This window comes from Curtobacterium sp. MCBD17_008 (assembly GCF_003234475.1).
GTDB lineage: Bacteria > Actinomycetota > Actinomycetes > Actinomycetales > Microbacteriaceae > Curtobacterium.
In genome coordinates, this window is record NZ_QKTK01000002.1 from 118,344 (window position 1) to 136,547 (window position 18,204).

Sequence of the window (18,204 nt, forward strand, 5' to 3'; positions counted from 1 at the left end):
TACCGACCGACCAGGCAGGATCCGCACCCCCGCATGACCGCGTACGTCCTCCGCCGCCTCGGCATCCTCGTGCTCTCGCTCGCGGTCGCCCTGGTGGTGGTGTTCGCGCTCCTGCGGATCCTGCCCGGCGACCCGGCGAACGCGCTCCTCGCCGCGAACGCGACGCCCGACCAGATCGCGGCCGCCCGGCGGGAGGTCGGCTCCGACCTCCCGCTGGCGCAGCAGTTCGTGCAGTGGATCGGCCAGATGCTGCACTTCGACCTCGGCACGTCGTTCACGAGCGGCCTGCCGGTGCTGCCCGACCTCGCGCAGCGCCTGGTCGTCACCGTGCCGCTCACCCTCATCGCGTTCGGCATCGCCGTCGTCGTGGCCTGCGTCGTCGGGTTCGTCGCAGCTGCGCGAGCCGACCGCTGGTACGGCGTGCTGCTCTCCGGCGTCACGCAGCTCGGCATCGCCGTCCCGGTGTTCTGGATCGGCATCCTGCTCGTGCAGGTGGTGTCGCTGCAGTGGGGCCTGCTCCCGTCGAGCGGCTTCCCGCGCGATGACTGGACGTACCCGGGCGACGCGCTGGAGTCGCTCGCGCTGCCGATCATCACCGTCGCGGTCGTGATGACGGCCTCGATCGCGCGCTACGTACGGAGCGCGGTGCTCGACGTGCTCGGCGCCGACCACATCCGCACCGCCCGGGCGCTCGGTGCGTCGACGGCGTCGGCGTTCCTCCGGCACGGCGTCCGGTCGGCGGTCGTCCCGGTGATCGCGGTGCTCGGCATCGAGCTCGCGTCGACCTTCCTCGGCGCGGTCGTCGTCGAGAGCGTCTTCGCCCTGCCCGGCCTCGGCAGCATGCTCATCACCGGCATCGAGCAGCACGACTACCCGAGCATCCAGGGCGTCCTGCTCGTCTCCACCGTCGCGGTGCTCGTCATCGGCTTCGTCGCCGACGTGGTGCAGCGCATCGTCGACCCGCGTCTGCGCACGAGCGTCTCGGGGAACCGATGAGCGCCCGCCGGTCGGTGTCCCTGACCACGGGCATCGTGCTCGTCGGCGTGGTCGTCGTCGCCGCGGTCGTCTCGCTCGTCTGGCTGCCCTACTCGCTCTACGACACCTCCGGCGGCCGACTCACGCCGCCGGGTGCCGAGCACTGGCTCGGCACCGACACGCTCGGCCGCGACCTCGCGACGCAGCTGCTCATCGGCGCCCGCATCGCACTCGCGACCGGCATCGGCGCCGTCCTCGTCGGTGGGGTGCTCGGCACCGCCATCGGGCTGGCCGCGGCCTTCGCCCGGCCCTGGCTCGACGACACGCTCTCCGCCGTGCTCGACATCGTCATCGCCTTCCCGACGCTGCTCGTCGCGATGCTCCTCGTCGCTGCGCGCGGTGCGTCGCTCGGGACCGCGATCGTCGCCATCGGCCTCGTCATGGCCGCCGTCGTCGCCCGGCTCGTCCGGATCCTGGCCCGACGGGTGCTCCGCCAGGACTACGTCACCGCGGCGCGGACCTCCGGCACGACCTGGCCGCGGATCGTCACCCAGCACGTGCTCCCGAACATCTGGCCGACCCTCGCGGTCAACCTCGCGCTGCAGTTCGGGCTCGCGGTCCTCGCCGAGGCGAGCCTGTCGTACCTGGGCCTCGGTGCGCCGCCGCCGAACGCGTCCTGGGGGCGGATGCTCCAGGACGCCCAACAGACCGCGTTCGAGGCACCCGCCGGTGTCCTCGCGCCGGGCCTCGCGCTCGTCGTGCTGGTCATCGGCGCGAACCTGCTGGCGGACGGCCTCCGCGACGTCGCGGACCCGACCCGTCGCGGACGGCGAGCCGCGCGCGGTGCCGCCCCGGGCCTCCCGGCCGGTGCGCCGGTCGCCGGTGACGGCGTCGGCACCGCCGTCGGACCGGTCGCGGCCGCCACCGACGACCCGGACGGGAGGCCCGCATGACGCCCGCCATCGAGGTCACCGACCTCCGCATCACCTCCGCCGACGGCACCCCGCTCGTCGACGGCGTCTCGTTCTCCGTCGACGTCGGCGAGCGGCTCGGCATCGTCGGCGAGTCCGGCAGCGGCAAGTCGCTCACCGCGCTCGCGGTCATGGGCCTGCTGCCGACGGGGCTGACGGTCAGCGGCTCGGTCCGGGTCGGTGACGTCGAGGTGCTCGGCGCGCGCGAGCGCAGCCTGCGCGACGTCCGCGGTTCGGTCGTCGCCCCCGTCTTCCAGGAGCCGATGACCGCCCTCGACCCGCTCATGCGCGCCGGCGACCAGATCGCCGAGCCGCTCCGGCGGCACCGCGGACTCCGCGGGGAGGCCCTGCGCGCCGCGGTGCGCGAGGCGATCGCCGACGTCGCCCTCGCCGATCCGGAGCGCGTCGCCGGTTCGTTCCCGTGGGAGCTGTCCGGCGGTCAGCGGCAGCGCGTCGCCATCGCGATGGCACTCGCGTGCCGGCCGCGGGTCCTCATCGCGGACGAGCCGACCACGGCGCTCGACGTCACGGTGCAGGCGCAGGTGCTCGACCTCCTCGACCGCGCCGTGACCGAGCGGGGGATGGGGCTGCTGTTCATCAGCCACGACCTGCCGGTGGTCGCACGGACCGTGGACCGGGTGCTCGTGCTCGAACACGGTCGTGCCGTCGAGCAGGGACCCGTCCGGGACGTCATCGCCGCACCCACCCACCCGTACACGCAGCGGCTCGTCGGCAGTGCCCGGACGCTGCAGGACGCCCTCGACGCCGGCCGACGCGGAGGTGCGCGATGACCGCGCTGCTCGAGCTGTCGGACGTGACGTTCCGGTACCCCGGCCGTGGCACGCGCCGCACTGGGGGCACGGGCCTGGCGCTCGACGGCGTCTCGTTCGCCGTGCAGCCCGGTGAGCACCTCGGCATCGTGGGGGAGTCCGGCGCGGGCAAGACCACCGTGCTCCGGATGCTCCTCGGGCTCGCGGCGCCGGACAACGGCTCCGTGTCGTTCGACGGCGCGCCCCTCGACCTCGGCGACCGGGCCGCACTCCGTCGGTTCCGCACCGCCGTGCAGCCGGTGTTCCAGGACCCGTACTCGTCGCTCGACCCCCGCCAACGCATCGACCGCATCGTGGGGGAGCCGCTGCGCTCCCTCGGGGTGGCGTCCGGGTCGGAGGCGTCCGACCGTGTCGCCGCCGCGCTGCGGGACGTCGGGCTCGGCGCCGATGCTGGTCGGCGGTACCCACACGAGTTCTCGGGCGGACAGCGACAGCGCATCGCGATCGCCCGCGCCGTGGTGTCCGGTCCCCGGGTGCTGGTGGCCGACGAGCCGGTGAGCGCGCTCGACCTGACGACCCGAGTCGCCGTCCTCGAGCTGTTCGAGCGGCTCGCCGACGAGCACGGCATGACGATCGTGCTCGTCTCGCACGACCTCGCGGTGGTCGCACGTCTCTGCGCGGCGACCGTGGTCCTCCGCGGCGGTCGGGTCGAGGAGCAGGGCGACACCGGTGCGGTCCTGGCGTCGCCCAGGTCGGACTACACGCGGGCGCTGCTCGACGCGGTGCCGCGGCTGCCGCGCTGAGGCAGTGTGCCCGGGCGTCGACGAGCACCGCCGACGTGTCGGGCAGTGGTCGGCGATCTCCCGACTCCGCGCTGCCGCCGCGGGCGACGTGCAGCGCCCGGCCGCCAGGCACGAATCCCGGGCGGCCGACCGGTTCGTCGTCGACAGCGCCGACCGCTGGAGCAGGCGGGACACCAGGCCATGTACTTCCCTCGGCGCAGACGAGCGATGGAGGATCGCCGTGCGTCCAGCCGGGTGGAGACCTGCTCACCAGAACGGTGTGGTCGTGCGACGCGCGGCAGATGCGATGTGTCGGATGATGGGTCGGTGAACCGGACCGATCGTCTCTACGGCCTCGTGGAGGAACTGCGGGCCGTGTCGCCGCATCCGCGGAGCGCGCGTCGTCTCGCAGAACGCTTCGAGGTGTCCGTGCGGACGATCGAGCGGGACCTCGCTGCGTTGCAGCAGTCGGGCCTGCCGATCTGGGCGGAGCCCGGCCGGACCGGTGGGTACGTCATCGACGCGTCAGCAACGCTCGGCCCGGCGGGGTTCACGCTGGACGAAGCCCTCGCGGTGCTGATCGGGCTCGGCTCGCTCCGCCACAGCCCGTTCCGGCAGGCCGCACGGACCGCCGCCCGGAAGATGCTCGCGGTCATGCCGGACCGGGACGCCGCACGTGCCAGCGCCTTCGCATCCCGGGTGCACTTCCTGGAGAGCGAGGACGACGCGGTCGTGCCGACCGAGTTCGCCGAGGCGCTCCGTGCGGATCGCGTCGTGCAGCTGCACTACCAGGACGCCGGCGGTGCGGAGTCCACTCGGGACGTCGAACCCCTGGGGTCGATCGGGAAGGACGGGCAGTGGTACCTGATCGCCTGGTGCCGGCGGCGCGACGGCGTGCGGGCGTTCCGTGGAGACCGCATGCTCTCGGTCCGGGTCACCGACGAGCGGCCCCCGATGCGGGCGCTCCGCGCTGAGGACCTCGCGATCCAGTACGGACGACTCCGCTCGGTCGTCGACGACTGATCGGCAGCCGACGTCTTCCGCGGAACACCGACAGGACGGTGTCGCGACGACCCGTGATGCTGATGCTCCAACCTCACCAGCGCCTCTGAAGGAGCCCCATGTCGTTCGCATCCATCCGCATCGTCACCGACGACCTCGACGGTCTCGTCGCGTTCTACGAGCGGGTCACCGGCCAGCAGGCCGAGCGCCCCGCCCCGGTCTTCGCGCAGTTCGTCGGCCCCGGCGCGAGCCTCGCGATCGCGAGCACCGCGACCGTCGCCATGCTCGGCGGCGCTCTCACTCCTGCGACGAACCGATCGGTGTTCATCGAGTTCGAAGTCGCTGACGTCGACGGCGCTTTCGCCGGGCTCGGGCTCACGAGCGAGGACGTCGTCCTCGAACCGACCACGATGCCCTGGGGCAACCGCTCCGCACTGGTCCGTGATCCCGACGGCAACGTCGTCAACCTGTTCAGCAGTCCGACCACCGACTAGGCAGCCCGCCGCGCTGGCGACCGACGGCAGCTGACGGCGTCGACCCGGCGCCCAGCCGCCACCTGCGGTCGGGCAGCGCGGGGCAGGGGACCAGTTCAGGGCCGGTAGCGCACCTCCCGACCGTCACACCGCCGACCGCGCTCACCGACCCGGTCGGGTCAGGGGGCCGGAGCGAACCCGAAGGCCGAGGGGTCCCGCCGGATCGCGTGCAGGATGCCCCGGATGTTCCAGGAGGCGGTCCCGACCTCGATCCGGTAGTCACCGGGTGGTGCCAGCCGAGCTGCGATCTCCTCGTTGTTGGCCCGGGTCACACCGTCTCGCAGGAGCCGGCGCCCACAGTCGCGGGTCGAGATGACGACCTGGGCGATCGGCCCGCCGATCCCGCGAGGACGTCGACTGCATCTCGCCTTCCGCTGACGTCACCTGGCAGGTGATCGTCGTCTTGTGGTCGGCGTCGTAGGACTGGACGACAGCCGGGCCGACGAAGACCACGCCGACGATCACCAGGATCGCAGCGATCCCGGCACCGAAGCGGAACCAGGCCCGACGTTGACCGGGACGGACCGACCGCGTTCCGCCGCGGTCACCTGTCGTGCTCGTGCTCGCGCTCCGCCTGCCCACGTCTGCCCTTCGTCGAATGCCGTGCGTCATCCTGCCCGATGAGCGAGCGCGGCTCCCCACGGGGAGCGGTCACGACGCCAGGAAGTCCGAGACGTTCCGCTCGCCGTCGAGCGTCGCCGGACGCGAGCGGTCCTCGGCAGCGGGGGCTGAGCGCCCGGTCGATCCGGTGCGGTCACTCCAGGAGCGACTGCACCGCGTTCCACAGGTCGTGCTGCTGTCCCCCGGAGAACCAGGCACCAGTCCGCTTGTAGCGGTAGGCCCGGTCGCCCGCCCCGGCCCACCCAGACCCGTGCACGTGACCCACGGGACTCCCGTCCGCTCGCGTCACGTCCCACTCCGACGGTGAGCCGCTCGGAGACCCGTCGCGCGTCACGACGTAGTGGTGTCCGGCGTCCGTCTCGACCTCGAACCGCTGATGGTGATCGAGGTCGGCGTCGCGATCCTGTTCCCGGCCGTCGATCGTCACCCTCGCGATGTTCGCCTGCACGTCCACCATCCTGCACGGCATCGGCAGGAGGAACCGTTCGATCGACTGTCCAGCCGCCGACGTCCTCCCGCCTGCCCAGGCTCAGCGCACCCGCACCGTCACGGTCTCGATGCCCGCGTTGCCGTGCCCGTCCATCGCGTACACCGCGAGCTTCCAGTTGCCGGCAGTCGTCGGTGCGGTGATGCGCAGCGTCCCGTCGCCCGTGGTCGTCACCGGCGTCGGCCGGAGCGCCCCGTTGCCGTCGATCCACCGGCTCGTCACCGACACCCGGTAGGTCAGGTTGTCGCCGTCCGGGTCGACCGCCGGAGCGGTCACGGTCACCGTCGACCCGGGTGCGACACCCGTCGAGGGCGAGGCGGCGATGCGCTGGATGACGGGCGGCCGGTTGCCGGTCACCGGCCCGCCGTAGGCCTGCTGCACCGCGTAGTACGACAGGCGCTTGAGGCCGCCGGTGCGGAGGTTCAGCCACACGCCCTGCTCGTCGTCCTCCACGCCGTAGTGGAACATCGTCGCGCCGAGGGCGACCCCGGGAGCGGCGGTCACGGCCTTCCACGCGTCGGTGTACGACCGTGCCGCTGCGGTGTCGCTCGGCTGCTGCGGGACACCGTTCGCGTCCGCGGGGACCTCCCACGACCCGGCCGGCCCGGTCTCGGTGACCAGGTACGGCTTCGTGTAGCCGCCGTCCCGCCACTTCTGCTGCACCCAGCCGATGCCGCCGTAGGTGTTCACCGCGTAGAGGTCGAGGCTCGGGGTGTACTGCCGGTAGAAGTCCCAGGCCTCGGTCGTCGCGTCGGTCGACGTCACCGGGTGCGCGGGGTCCGCGGCGTGGATCGCCTTCGCGACCTGTTCGACGTACTTTGCGTAGGCGACGCGCTGCGCCTCGTCCTGGCCGAGCATGACCTCGTTGCCGACGTCCCACATGAGGAGTCCGCGGTGGTCGCGGTAGCTCGTGACGGTCTTCGTGATGCTCGCGAGCGTGTTCGACTTGTACGCGGAGTCGTTCACGTAGTCGACGTCCTGGTTCAACCAGAGGCCGGCGACGACGCGGATGCCGTGTGCCTCGGCGGCGTCGAACAGCTGGCGGGAGGACGCGTCGGTGCCCCAGGTCCGGACGGTGTTCACGCCCATGCCGGCGATGTCCGCCATGTACGACGAGGCCTCGGCGGCCGGGGGACCGTACGTCACGCCCTTGACGAGCCAGGGCTTGCCGTCCACGGTCAGCTGCCACTTCCCCTGGGAGCCGGTGACCCGCACGCCCGCGGCTGGGGACGGTGCCGGCGTGGTGGGCGTGGTCGGCGTCACCGGGGTCCCCGTCACCTGGAACTCCCACAGCGAGTAGCCGTGGACGGTGCCGCGCTGCACGCCGAGCATCCGGACGTACCGGCCCGTCCCGGACACCGCCTTCCGGACGACCCCGCCCTTGCCGGCGGTCACGTTCGAGACGGTGGTCCAGGTCTTCGCGTCGGCCGACACCTGCAGCTTGTAGGCCTTCGCGTACGCGACTTCCCACCGCAGGGTGATGCTCGAGATCGTCGCCGTGCGGCCCAGGTCGACGCGCAACCACTGCGCGTCGGTCCGCGCACTCGCCCACCGTGTCGCGGTGTTCCCGTCCACCGCCTTCGCGGCCGACCGCGAACTCGAGTCGGTCGACGACGCGACGGCCGGCCGCCCGGTCGACAGGACGGACGGTGCGGCGCTGGCGGCCGGTGTCCGCAGCGCCACGAGCAGGGCGGCGAGCAGGACGACCGCGAGCACCGCCGCGGCCAGTCGGACGGTCGTGGTGACGGTGCTGCTGACGGCGCGCATCGAGATCCTCCGGTCGTGTCCGGGCAACGCTACGGAGCGTCGACGTCACCGGTCAACGGCTCGGAGTCGCCCCAGTCCGAGGGGCCGGAAGGGGACGTCCGCGAGCGGCACCGTCCGCGCCGACGCCTCAGCTCCGGATGACCTCGAGCCTCCCCGGCCCGATCGGCACCACCCCGGCGCGGTAGTCGATCCGGCCGCCGGTCGCCGTGGCGGCATCGACCCGCACCGCGGCCGCGCCGAACCGCCAACCCCGGTTGATGCAGTACACGCCGAACTCGACGACGCCCTCGTCCGGCAGCACCCACGTGCCGGAGCCCCACTGCGCGGGGTGCCCGACGCCGTCGACGGTGACGGTCGGTCGCGCGCCCCAGGCGAACCAGGGCTTGCGCAGTCGGAGTTCGACCCGGCGGCGGGTGGTGCCCGAGGGCGACGGAGCCGGTGTCACCACCCGAGCGTCCCGGGTTCGCCCTTGAACGGCCCGACGATGTCCGCGGTGATCCAGCCGCCGTAGAAGTCGCCCGCCTGCGCCTGCACGCGTTCGCCGGCGACCTCGCACGAGTCCATCCGCGACGGGTAGACGGCGACGTGGTCACGCAGCTCGCCGTACCCCTGCCACGGGGACCGGTACGTCCAGGCACCCCGCGGCACGACCTCGTCGCCGCCGTGCACGTCGAAGTACGTCGCACTGCCCTTGAACTCGCACATGCTCGAGCCACTCGTCGGCACGAGCGCGCCGGGGGCGAAGTCCGCGATCGGCAGGTAGTAGACCGGCGGGTGGCTCGTCTCGAGGACGCGGAGGGCCGCCGTGGTGTCGGCGATGACCTGCCCGCCCAGGCGCACGACGACACGGGCGCCGGTGCGCTCGACGCGCGGTGGCCGCGGGTAGTCCCAGACCGACTCCTGACCGGGTCCGGGCTGCACGGGAACGGGGTGGCCGGGGCTGCGTCGCGTCATGCTCCCGTTGTACCCGCCGGTGGTCGCCGGACTGGAGGCGCGTCACCAGCTGGCACCGGGCCTCCCGTCCGGGACGCGGGGGCGACGGCGACGCACCCCTGGCCACAGGACCGTGGCAGGGCTACGCTCGCGGGCACACCACCTCCTCAACGACGAGAGGCTGTCCCGTGCGCCGAACCATCGCGATCACCCTCGCGGCCGTGACCATCGTCGGGGCCCAGGCCCTGGCCGGGCCCGCGACCGCCGCTCCACCCGCCGCTCCCGCACCACCCGCCACCGCCCGCCACCACGCCCCGGCGGCGACGCACCAGAACCCGATGGCCCTGCGCCTCCCGGACGGCGAGACGGCCGCGAGCTGCGCCGACCCGACCGCCCTGCACGGGGTCGGGCGCGACCGGAACTGGTACCTGTACTGCACGACCGACGCGATCTCGGAGACCGAGACCACCCCGGACGGCGCACTCGTGCAGCACAGTGTCCCGACGTACCGGTCGACGGACCTGACGAACTGGACGTACGTCGGCGACGCCTTCGACACGAAGCCGGCATGGGTCGGCGAGGCGAACGGCATCTGGGCCCCGGACGTCGTGTACCGCGCCGGATCGCGGGGGAAGCCGGGGACCTGGTTCCTGTACTACACGGCGTCGGACACCCCCTCGGCGACCGGTCCGACCGGCGGCGGCTCCGCGATCGGGGTCGCGACGAGCAGCAGCCCGACCGGACCGTGGACGGACTCCGGCGGACCCGTCGTCGCGCCGCAGACCGCGCCGAACGGTGACGGCTTCCGGTGGTCGTTCGACCCCGAGGTCATCACCGACTCCGGCCGGACCTACCTGTACTTCGGCAGCTACTTCGGCGGCGTGCACGTGCGGCAGCTCACGGCCGACGGCCTGCGTTCGCGTCCGGAGACCGAACGCCAGATCGCGATCGACAACCGGTACGAGGGGTCGTACCTGATGCGGCACGGCGGCTGGTGGTACTACATGGGCTCCGCGACGAACTGCTGCAACGGATCGCTCACCGGGTACGGCGTCTTCGTCGCCCGCTCGAAGAGCCCGCTCGGGCCGTTCCGCGACCGCGACGGCGTCGCGATCACGGACACCCGGGTGGGAGGCTCGCCCCTCCTCGCGCAGAACGGCAACCGCTGGGTGGGCACCGGCCACAACACGGTCGTCACCGACTTCGCCGGTCAGGACTGGATGATCTACCACGCGGTCGACCGGACCGACCCGTACTACGCCGGGCAGACCGGGTACACGAAGCGCCCGGCACTCATCGACCCGATCGACTGGGTCGGCGGCTGGCCCGTGGTGCGCGGGGGAGCAGGACCCTCCGACTCCGTGGAGCCCGCCCCGGCGGCACAGCCCGGGCAGCGCTCCGCGTACCGGCCGCGCCTCGCCCCGGTCGACGTCCCGGCGCGGACGATCCGGTCGCTGTCCACCGAGTTCGACGGCACCGCGCTGCCGCCGACGCTCACGTGGACCCGGCAACCGGACAGTGCCACGTACGGGGTCTCCGGCGGTGCCTTCCGGTGGCAGACCCAGGACGCCGACCTGCACCCGCCGCAGACGCCGCTCGCCTCGGTGCTGACCGAAGCGGCACCCGCCGGGGACTACGTCGTGGAGACCCGGGTGCGGATGGACACCCCGGCGACCGGTGACTCCTTCAACTACCGGCAGGGCGGACTCGTCGTGTACGGGGACGACGGGAACTACGTCCGACTGGTGTCGAACTCCATCTTCAACACCCGGCAGACCGAGTTCGGCAAGCAGGTCAGCGGTCAGCCCGACGGTGCGCCGAGCTACGGCAACATGGTCGTCGGGCCGGTCGGGGACGCCACCACGCTCCGGATCGTGCACCGCGTCGTCGACGGGGAGCACCGCTACACGGCGTACACGAGCATCGACGGCCGCCACTTCGTCCGGGGTGGCACCTGGACGGCCGACCTCGGGTCGACGCCGCGCATCGGGCTCATCTCGCTCGGCGGTGCCGGGTCGACGAGCACGTTCGAACACCTGCGGGTGAGCACCGTCCGGTCGACGCGGTAGGGCGCACGAGGAGGAGCGGTCAGGGACGTCCACGTCGTCCCGGGGGGTCACCGTCGTGCCGCACGCAGCGGGCTCGCGTGCGTCTCGGGCCCGGACGGGAGGCACGGGGAGCCGCGGCCGCGGGCCTCCCGTCCGACGGGTGGTGGGCCGGACCGCTCAGGCGGCGGCGACCAGCCCCTGCGCGCGGTCGCCGGCAGCGTCCCCGCGGAGCATGCGGTCGGCCGTCCGGAGGGACAGCGCCATGATCGTGAGCGCCGGGTTCGCGATCACCGCGCTCGGGAAGACCGAGTTGTCCGCGATCCAGAGGTTCGGGACGTCCCACGACCGACCGGCCGCGTCGACCACCGACGCGCCGGGGTCGGTGCCCATCCGGGCGGTGCCGATCGTGTGCGCGGTGCGCTCGAGCACGCGGACGTCCTGCCCGCCCGCGGCCTCGATGATCGCGGTCATGGTGCGGACGGCGTGGCGCCGGATGGCCTCCTCGTTCGAACCGGGCGTGAACGTGATCGTCGCCTTCCGGATCCCGTGCTCGTCGACCTCGTCGCCGAGGACGAGTCGGTTGTCGTCGTACGGCAGGCACTCGGCGTTGATGCCGACACCGGCCATGTGCGGGTAGTCCCGCATCGCCCGCACCAGGGCCGCGCCGCGGAGCCCGCCCCCGCGCACGAGCGACGTGGCGAACGTCAGCGGCTGCACGCCGAGGCTCTGGATCAGGTACCCCCCGGCGAAGTCGGCGTCGGCCGGGCGGACGAAGTCCTCGGTGATGATCGAGGACGGGTAGCCGCGGTAGGACCGCATCGACTCGTCGAACCGGGCCCAGACCTGCGTGGCACCGTGCGCGGTGAAGTTCCGGCCGACCTGACCGCTGCTGTTCGCGATCCCGGTGTGCAGGAGCAGGCGGGGCGTCTCGACCCCGCCGGCCGCCAGGACGAGGGCGCGGGTGCGCTGACGGTGTTCGCGACCGTGCTGCCGGTAGACGACGGCCTCGACCTCGCCCCGGGCGTCGAGCTCGATGCCGTGCACGAGCGCCTCGGCGCGGATCTCCGCACCGAACGCGACGGCGGCCGGCAGGTACGTCGTGTCCATCGAGACCTTCGCGCCGTTCCGGCAGCCCTGGTGGCAGGAGCCGCACGAGACGCAGGCGTGGCGGAGGCCGTGGTGCTCCTGGTGCCGGTCCTCGGTGGTGAGCGCGACGGGGGCGTCCGTCGCGGTGATCCCGACGGCTGCGGCGCCGCGCATCATCATGTCCGACGAGGCGTTCCGGCCCGGCGGGCGCATCGCGTACCGACGTGCGGGGTCCCACGGGTAGTGCTCGGGGCCGGCGACGCCCACGTCGTGCTCGACCTGCTCGATGTAGCGGACGAGCTCGGCGTGGTCGACCGGCCAGTCCACGCCCTCGCCGGTGTCCGACCGCAGGTGCAGGTCGTGCGCGCTCGGCCGCGGTGTGAAGGCACCCCAGTGCAGCGTCGACCCGCCGACACCGGTGCCGCTGTTGTTCGGACCGAAGGCGGTCGGGGCACCGCCGCCGCTGATCCGCTCCTCCATCCAGTTGATGTCCGCCGGTGCCTCGACCTCGTCGGGCAGGTGGTCGCCGGGCTCGGTGTTCCGGCCGGCCTCGAGCGCGACGGCCCGCAGGCCGGCACGGGCCAGGCTCGCGAGGAGCGGTGCGCCGCCCGCACCGGTGCCGACGACGACCACGTCGACGACCTCGTCCTCGCCGTACCGGCGCTGGTGGTCGAGTCTCATCGTGTCGCTCCCGGTTCCCATGCTTCGCGTTGTCCGGCTCCCAGCAGCTGGAAGCCCTGCTTGCGCACGCCGTCCCCGCCGTTGGCGAAGCCGTCGTAGTCGATCGCGCCCATCGTCGCGGGGTGGGCGAGCCACTGCTTGACGAGGTCGACCCCGGCGTCCTCGGACCACGCCCGCAACTGCCCGGCGTCGAGGACCCCACCGGCGGGCGAGTACGTGCCCTCGTCCACGGCGTCGAGGACCTCGGCGAGGTGCTCGTCGGACACCGCGGCCTCCGGGGCGAGGACGTCGAGTGCCGCCCGGTACGCGTCCGGATCGGCGGGCATGCCCTCGGTCCGCCACCCGTCACCTGCCCCGGCGGCGAGCTGGGCGTCGACGCGCAGCGCGAGGTCGATCGCCCGGTCCGCGGCCTGCGGCACGACCACCCGGGCGACGGCGCGCAGGGTGTCGAGCTGCTGCGGGGTCAGTGCACGTGGTTCTGCCGCCGGGTCGTCGGGGAGCGCGCGCTCCGCGAGCACCCCGCGGGTCCGGGCGCTCACCCGCGGCGATGCGATGACACGGGCGGAGTCGGTCGGGACGGTCGGCCCGTGGTCGACGCGTCGGGTCCAGAACGACCGGATCCGGTCGGCGACCGCGTCCGGCTGTTCCCAGGGCAGGAGGTGCGCGGCGTCCGGCACGACGTCGAACTCGCCCCGGGTCCAGTGCGGGAGGGTCAGTCGACGTTGGGCGTCGGGGCCGAGGTCACCGTCGTCCGCGCCGGCGAGCACGAGGGCCGGCACCGGACTCGGCGCGATCGTGTCGGACCAGTCCTCGCGACTGCCGCGCAGCAGCCACGCCCTCCAGGCTGCCGGATCGGCCCGCTGCACGTCGTGCACGGCCATCGCGGACTCGTGCGGGGGCAGCTGGCCCGCGGTGTTCGCGTCCACGAACGCGGCGGCCTCGTCCGGCCCGATCTCGTGGTCGGCGGCCCAGTCGAGCATGGTCTGCCGACGTCCCTCGTCCATCGGCTCGGGGGAGAGGGGCGACGCCGCCAGGAGCACGACCGCCCGCAGTCCGAACAGGCCGTTCGCGCCGCTCATCGTGCGGCCGGCGACGACCGCGGCGACCTTGCCGCCCATCGAGTGCCCGATCAGCGCCCACTCGGTGGCGCCGCTGGTCCCGATCGCACGCTCGACGAGCACGGCCATCTCCTCGACGGTGGTGCCGCTCGCGGCCGGACTCGTGCCGAAGCCGGGCAGGTCGATGCCGACGAGGTCGAGGGTGCCGTGCAGGCGGGTCCGCAACGCGGCGAACTCCTCGGAACTCGACCCGAGGGCGTGGAGGCAGAACGCGGTCGCCGTCATGGGTCGTTCCTACCGTCGGGGGAGCCGGTGTCCACAGCGCCGTGTACCCCGAGCGGGCACGACCCTCGGTCTCGATCGGTGCCATTCCGCGCATCGGCTGAGCCGCAATCGGAAACATGCGACCGTCGGGGTACAGATCGATGCGTGCGGACCGGCCGATCCTGGGACCGACCTGGAAGTCGCGCGGCTTCCGTGACGAACGTCCTCTCCAGCCCGTCTCATCCGTGAACAGCACCCGTTGGGAACGTCCGGCGGGCCATCGGAAGGAGACACCATGACCGACACCACCACGACCACCGTCGCGACCACGTCGACGGGCAGCTCGGCGCTCACGTCCACGTCCACCGGGAAGACCGTCGTCGACGACACCGTCGTCGCGAAGGTCGTCGGCATCGCAGCCCGCGACGTCCCCGGCGTGCACTCGCTCGGCAACGGAGCCGCCCGCGCCATCGGTGCCATACGCGGTGCGATCGGGCAGCGTGACCTCAGCCAGGGCGTCAAGGTCGAGGTCGGCGAGAAGCAGGTCGCCGCCGACATCACCATCGTCGCCGAGTACCCGGTGCCCCTGCAGCAGGTCGCCGAGGACGTGCGTTCCGCGGTCTCCCGCGCGCTCGAGGAGATCGTCGGCATGGAGGTCGCCGAGGTCAACGTCACGATCCAGGACGTCTTCATCCCGGGTGACGACGACGAGGACGAGGACAAGAAGGAGCCGCGCGTCGCATGAGCGCCACACTGACCGGCGCCCTGATCGGCGCCCTCCTGGCAGTCGCAGCACTGCAGTTCGGCTTCTGGGGCTTCGTCCTCGTCGCCGTGTTCGCCGCCGTGGGTGCGCTCGTCGCGGCACTCGCAACCGGACGCGTCGACCGGGCCGCGCTGACCGACGTGCTGACCGGACGCCGGAGCTCCCGGTGACGGACGGCCCGGGCACGGTGCCGGGCCGCGTCGAGATCACCACCCGCGCCCTCACCTCATGTGCGCGCGCCGTCGCCGCCGAGCGGCTCGGGGCACCCACGAAGCGGGTGCGGGTGGACCTCGGCGACGCCTCCGGGGCACTGGCCATGGACATCACCGGCCCGATCGCCGCTGGCACGGACCTCGTCGAGCGCACCACGTCCGCCGCCGCTGAGATCCGGATCCGCGTGAGCGCCCTCACCGGTCGTCGGGTCGGCGCGGCCCGCATCGAGTTGACCGGGATCGTGCGCGAGCGCGACGTCCGGGTCCGGTAGGAGAGGACGCCATGAGCAACAATCCCGTCGAACGTCGGCTCCGTCGCCGGAGCGTGTACCGGTCCCGGTCGACCGCCGTGTCCGTGGCACTGGTGGTGCTCGTGCTGGTCGCGGCGTGGATCGGCACCGAGTCGGTGCTCCGTGCGATCGGAGCGCCGCCGCTCCTGGCCGACCCGCAGACGGCGGTCGACGCCGCACTCGCACCGGACGCGGCCTTCGTGACGATGATCGAGGTCATCGCCGCGGTGCTCCTCGTCGCCGGGATCGTCCTCGTGGTCCTGGCACTCAAGCCCGGCCGCCAGCACCGATCGGTCGTGGCGCACGGCCGCGGCGCCGTCGTCGACTCGTCGATCGTCGCCTCGACCGCCCGGAACGCCGCCGGTCGTGCCGCGGGTGTCCCCGACGGGCACACCACCGCGAGTGCCCGCGGCCTCCGCACCGAGGTGTCCGTGGTACCGATGTCCGGCATCCCGGTGGACTCCACAGCCGTCGAGCACGCCGTCGCTGAACGGCTCGGACAGCTCGACGAGCGGTTCGGCCGCCACGTCACCGTCCGCGTCAGCGAGAAGGGCTCCCTGTCATGACATCGAGCAACCGGACCATCAACCGGGTGATCCTGTTCGTGCTCGGCCTCGTCTCGGTCGTCGTCGGACTCGCGATGGGTGCCGGAGTCCTGCCCGCCGTCCGGGACGCACTGCGGCCGTACATGACCATCCCCGACCGCGTCGAGGTCCCCGCGGCCTCGCTGTGGGTCGTGGCGGCGGCCTGCCTCGTCGTGGTCGTGCTCGCGCTCGTCTGGGTCCTCACCCGCGGGCGGGGCGGCACCGCGATCGCCGTCCGCGAGTCGGTCGGAGACGACGAGGTCACGGTGAACGTCGCCCTCGTCCGTGACGTCATCGACCACGAGCTGGCCGGCGTGCGCGACGTCGTCTCCTCGAAGGTCGACGTCTACACCGTGCGCAAGCACCGCGCTGCACGGCTCCGCGTCGCGGTCCGCCGTGGCGGGGACGCCGTGACGGTCCTCGACGCAGTGGACGCCGCGATCACCACCCTCGACCGGACCCTCGGTCGTCAGGTGCCGGTCCTGGTGCACCTCACCGGAGGCACGCACGTGCCCGTCTCGAAGGTCTCGCGCGTCGTGTGACGGACCGTACGGGCCTCCCGGGGTCCTGCAGATGCTCCAGATAACGCATCACCTACTGTGTAGTGTGCCTAACTACTGAACGGGGAGCATGGTGGAGCGGTACACGCACCACCACGGAAGGACCGGTCTGATGCACTCGACACCCTCGAGTTCCACCTTCGTCGACGGGGACACCCCGACCGAGGCCATCGACATGACGGCTCTGTTCGCGGAGCAGTCGCGTGACGGCCTGCTCGACACCATCTGACCGGCACTCTCCGGTCCCGGGAGCGTCGATCTCGACCGCTCCGTCGCCCCCCGGGTGACACCCCTGCACCACAACGGCACCTCGCGGTGCCAGTCTCGAAAGGCACTCCCATGAGCTTCCTCGGCTTCATCCTCCTCGGCCTCATCGCCGGCGCCATCGCCAAGCTGATCCTCCCCGGTCGCCAGGGCGGCGGTTGGCTCGCCACGCTCGTGCTCGGAGTCATCGGCGCCCTCATCGGTGGCTGGCTCGGCGGCCTCATCTTCGACGTGGGCTACGACGGCTTCTTCAGCATCCAGTCCTGGATCATCGCGATCCTCGGCGCGCTGATCGTCCTCGTCATCTGGGGTGCGATCACCGGTCGCCGCCGCTCCCGCGCCTGAGCCTGCCGGAGCCCGGCACATCGCCGGCACCACGACGAGCCCCGCACCTCCTGGTGCGGGGCTCGTCTGTGTCACGGGCGCGATGTCGGAGGTCGTCGGCATCCTGGTGGTGCATGGACTCCGTCGAACAACCCCTTGTGCACATCGACCGCCGCGGTTCCGCCGTCGACGAGGCGGTCGCGTTCTACGAGCGCGTCTACTCGAGCCGGGACATCTCCATCGGGCGGGCTGCCGCCGAGGGGTTCTCGTGGCGCTACCGCCTCGTCGGGGACGACGCGGTGACCGTCGGGACGTCCTCGGTGGCGGCGCGTCGCTGTGGCACGATCGAGCCCGGGGACGACTACGTCCTGGCCTGGGCCTCCGCGCCGGGCATCCGGCTCGACACGGCCTCGTCGGACCCGGTCGACATGCAGCCCGGCGTCCCGGTCATGTACCCCGCCGGGCGCGCGTTCGCCTTCGACGCCGCGCCGGCCGCGCAGCACGTCATCCGGTTCGACCGCGCTTTCCTGGAGTCCGTCGCCGCCGCACGACAGGGTGACCTGCCGGCCCCGCTGCAGTTCGCGCGGCAGGCGGACCCGGGGGCCCTCCAGCGCCTCAAGGCCGTGGTGTCCGGAGCCGCCGGTGCCCTGCTCGACCCGACGACGGCCCGCGACCGCCGGGCTGCGCTCGACACGGCGGTCGCCGAGGCGGTCGTGCTCGCGTTCGACGCCGTGCCGGTCCCACCCTCCCGGCTCCTGGACGGCGGACCCGCGACGATGCGGACCGCCCAGGAGTGGATGGTCGCGAACGCCCGGCGACCGATCACCATCACCGACGTCAGCGAGGCGGCCGGGGTGGCGGTGCGGTCCCTGCAGGCCTCGTTCCGACGGCACACCGGTGCCTCGCCGATGCACTTCCTGCGACAGGTCCGCCTGCACCGGGTGCGCGCCGAGCTCGCCGCCGCCGACCCGAGCACCACCACCGTCGCGCAGGTCGCCCTCGGGTGGGGCGTCGGGCACCTCGGACGGTTCTCCGGCACCTACGCGGCCACGTTCGGCGAACCGCCGTCGGCAACGCTCCGCCGTCGTCCCGGCGGCTGACCGACCGGTCCGGGAGTGGCCGTTCCGGGCAGGGCGAGGGTGCCCCTCCCGAGCACGCGCGGACCCGCAGGGCCACGGCGGTGCGCACAGCGGACACCGTGTCCGGACGGCGTACTCGCGGGAGCCCGG

The 18,204-nt window shown here is 72.9% G+C and carries 21 protein-coding genes; 14 read left to right on the forward strand and 7 right to left on the reverse strand.

Annotation, left to right across the window (positions count from 1 at the left end; translation table 11 throughout):
• Positions 1–33 precede the first annotated feature (33 nt).
• From DEI95_RS02395 to DEI95_RS02420, 6 genes are all read left to right on the forward strand, one after another.
• A complete protein-coding gene (locus DEI95_RS02395; RefSeq protein WP_110890395.1) occupies positions 34–996 on the forward strand; it encodes an ABC transporter permease in 963 nt (320 codons plus the stop codon).
• Positions 993–1,928, forward strand: coding sequence for an ABC transporter permease (locus tag DEI95_RS02400; RefSeq protein WP_111059281.1), 936 nt, complete (start codon positions 993–995; stop codon positions 1,926–1,928). Before DEI95_RS02395 ends, DEI95_RS02400 begins: the two co-directional genes overlap by 4 nt.
• Positions 1,925–2,737: an ABC transporter ATP-binding protein gene (locus tag DEI95_RS02405; protein ID WP_111059282.1), complete on the forward strand. Its 813-nt coding sequence runs from the start codon at positions 1,925–1,927 to the stop codon at positions 2,735–2,737. The genes DEI95_RS02400 and DEI95_RS02405 overlap by 4 nt, the downstream gene beginning before the upstream one ends.
• Positions 2,734–3,519 (forward strand): ABC transporter ATP-binding protein, encoded by a 786-nt coding sequence (locus DEI95_RS02410; protein WP_111059283.1) that lies wholly within the window; start codon positions 2,734–2,736, stop codon positions 3,517–3,519. The genes DEI95_RS02405 and DEI95_RS02410 overlap by 4 nt, the downstream gene beginning before the upstream one ends.
• Positions 3,520–3,825: 306 nt before the next feature.
• Positions 3,826–4,521, forward strand: a complete 696-nt coding sequence (locus tag DEI95_RS02415) for a YafY family protein (protein ID WP_111059284.1) — start codon at positions 3,826–3,828, stop codon at positions 4,519–4,521.
• 98 nt (positions 4,522–4,619) lie between these two features.
• Positions 4,620–4,994: a VOC family protein gene (locus DEI95_RS02420; protein WP_111059285.1), complete on the forward strand. Its 375-nt coding sequence runs from the start codon at positions 4,620–4,622 to the stop codon at positions 4,992–4,994.
• A gap of 158 nt (positions 4,995–5,152) precedes the next feature.
• On the opposite strand, the gene DEI95_RS16560 is transcribed toward DEI95_RS02420, so the two are convergent.
• The 5 genes from DEI95_RS16560 to DEI95_RS02440 all read right to left on the reverse strand — a co-directional run bounded on the left by DEI95_RS16560 (position 5,153) and on the right by DEI95_RS02440 (position 8,862).
• Complete coding sequence (locus tag DEI95_RS16560) at positions 5,153–5,305, reverse strand: hypothetical protein (protein ID WP_181436169.1); 153 nt, start codon at positions 5,303–5,305, stop codon at positions 5,153–5,155.
• A 482-nt stretch (positions 5,306–5,787) separates the two neighbouring features.
• Entirely contained in the window at positions 5,788–6,102 is a 315-nt protein-coding gene (locus DEI95_RS02425; protein WP_146232783.1) for a hypothetical protein, read from the reverse strand.
• A gap of 81 nt (positions 6,103–6,183) precedes the next feature.
• On the reverse strand, positions 6,184–7,908 hold the full coding sequence (locus DEI95_RS02430) for a discoidin domain-containing protein (protein ID WP_111059286.1): 1,725 nt from the start codon (positions 7,906–7,908) through the stop codon (positions 6,184–6,186).
• Between the two features lie 127 nt (positions 7,909–8,035).
• Positions 8,036–8,353, reverse strand: a complete 318-nt coding sequence (locus tag DEI95_RS02435; RefSeq protein WP_146234147.1) for a hypothetical protein — start codon at positions 8,351–8,353, stop codon at positions 8,036–8,038.
• Positions 8,350–8,862, reverse strand: a complete 513-nt coding sequence (locus DEI95_RS02440) for a DUF427 domain-containing protein (protein ID WP_110890381.1) — start codon at positions 8,860–8,862, stop codon at positions 8,350–8,352. Before DEI95_RS02440 ends, DEI95_RS02435 begins: the two co-directional genes overlap by 4 nt.
• Positions 8,863–9,029: 167 nt before the next feature.
• Between DEI95_RS02440 and DEI95_RS02445 the strand changes: the two genes are divergently transcribed.
• The gene (locus DEI95_RS02445) at positions 9,030–10,910 is read left to right on the forward strand and encodes a family 43 glycosylhydrolase (protein WP_111059287.1); all 1,881 of its coding nucleotides are present in this window, start codon (positions 9,030–9,032) and stop codon (positions 10,908–10,910) included.
• 156 nt (positions 10,911–11,066) lie between these two features.
• Here DEI95_RS02445 and DEI95_RS02450 read toward each other — a convergent pair whose 3' ends face one another.
• Both DEI95_RS02450 and DEI95_RS02455 read right to left on the reverse strand, forming a co-directional pair.
• The gene (locus DEI95_RS02450; RefSeq protein ID WP_258367408.1) at positions 11,067–12,677 is read right to left on the reverse strand and encodes a GMC family oxidoreductase; all 1,611 of its coding nucleotides are present in this window, start codon (positions 12,675–12,677) and stop codon (positions 11,067–11,069) included.
• Positions 12,653–13,999: an alpha/beta fold hydrolase gene (locus tag DEI95_RS02455; protein WP_111059288.1), complete on the reverse strand. Its 1,347-nt coding sequence runs from the start codon at positions 13,997–13,999 to the stop codon at positions 12,653–12,655. Before DEI95_RS02455 ends, DEI95_RS02450 begins: the two co-directional genes overlap by 25 nt.
• A gap of 274 nt (positions 14,000–14,273) precedes the next feature.
• Here DEI95_RS02455 and DEI95_RS02460 point away from each other — a divergent pair, with 274 nt between their 5' ends.
• The 7 genes from DEI95_RS02460 (at position 14,274) to DEI95_RS02490 (ending at position 18,075) form a co-directional block, all read left to right on the forward strand.
• Complete coding sequence (locus tag DEI95_RS02460) at positions 14,274–14,723, forward strand: Asp23/Gls24 family envelope stress response protein (protein ID WP_110823577.1); 450 nt, start codon at positions 14,274–14,276, stop codon at positions 14,721–14,723.
• Positions 14,720–14,911, forward strand: a complete 192-nt coding sequence (locus DEI95_RS02465; protein WP_110901382.1) for a DUF2273 domain-containing protein — start codon at positions 14,720–14,722, stop codon at positions 14,909–14,911. The genes DEI95_RS02460 and DEI95_RS02465 overlap by 4 nt, the downstream gene beginning before the upstream one ends.
• A complete protein-coding gene (locus DEI95_RS02470) occupies positions 14,908–15,225 on the forward strand; it encodes a hypothetical protein (RefSeq protein WP_111059289.1) in 318 nt (105 codons plus the stop codon). Before DEI95_RS02465 ends, DEI95_RS02470 begins: the two co-directional genes overlap by 4 nt.
• An 11-nt stretch (positions 15,226–15,236) precedes the next feature.
• Positions 15,237–15,809 carry a DUF6286 domain-containing protein gene (locus tag DEI95_RS02475; protein ID WP_111059290.1) on the forward strand — a complete coding sequence of 191 codons (573 nt, stop codon included), beginning with the start codon at positions 15,237–15,239 and terminating at the stop codon, positions 15,807–15,809.
• A complete protein-coding gene (locus tag DEI95_RS02480) occupies positions 15,806–16,369 on the forward strand; it encodes a hypothetical protein (protein WP_111059291.1) in 564 nt (187 codons plus the stop codon). The genes DEI95_RS02475 and DEI95_RS02480 overlap by 4 nt, the downstream gene beginning before the upstream one ends.
• Before the next feature lie 357 nt (positions 16,370–16,726).
• Positions 16,727–16,996, forward strand: a complete 270-nt coding sequence (locus tag DEI95_RS02485; RefSeq protein ID WP_110823582.1) for a GlsB/YeaQ/YmgE family stress response membrane protein — start codon at positions 16,727–16,729, stop codon at positions 16,994–16,996.
• Positions 16,997–17,109: 113 nt separating this feature from the next.
• Entirely contained in the window at positions 17,110–18,075 is a 966-nt protein-coding gene (locus DEI95_RS02490; RefSeq protein ID WP_146243578.1) for a helix-turn-helix domain-containing protein, read from the forward strand.
• Positions 18,076–18,204 lie beyond the last annotated feature (129 nt).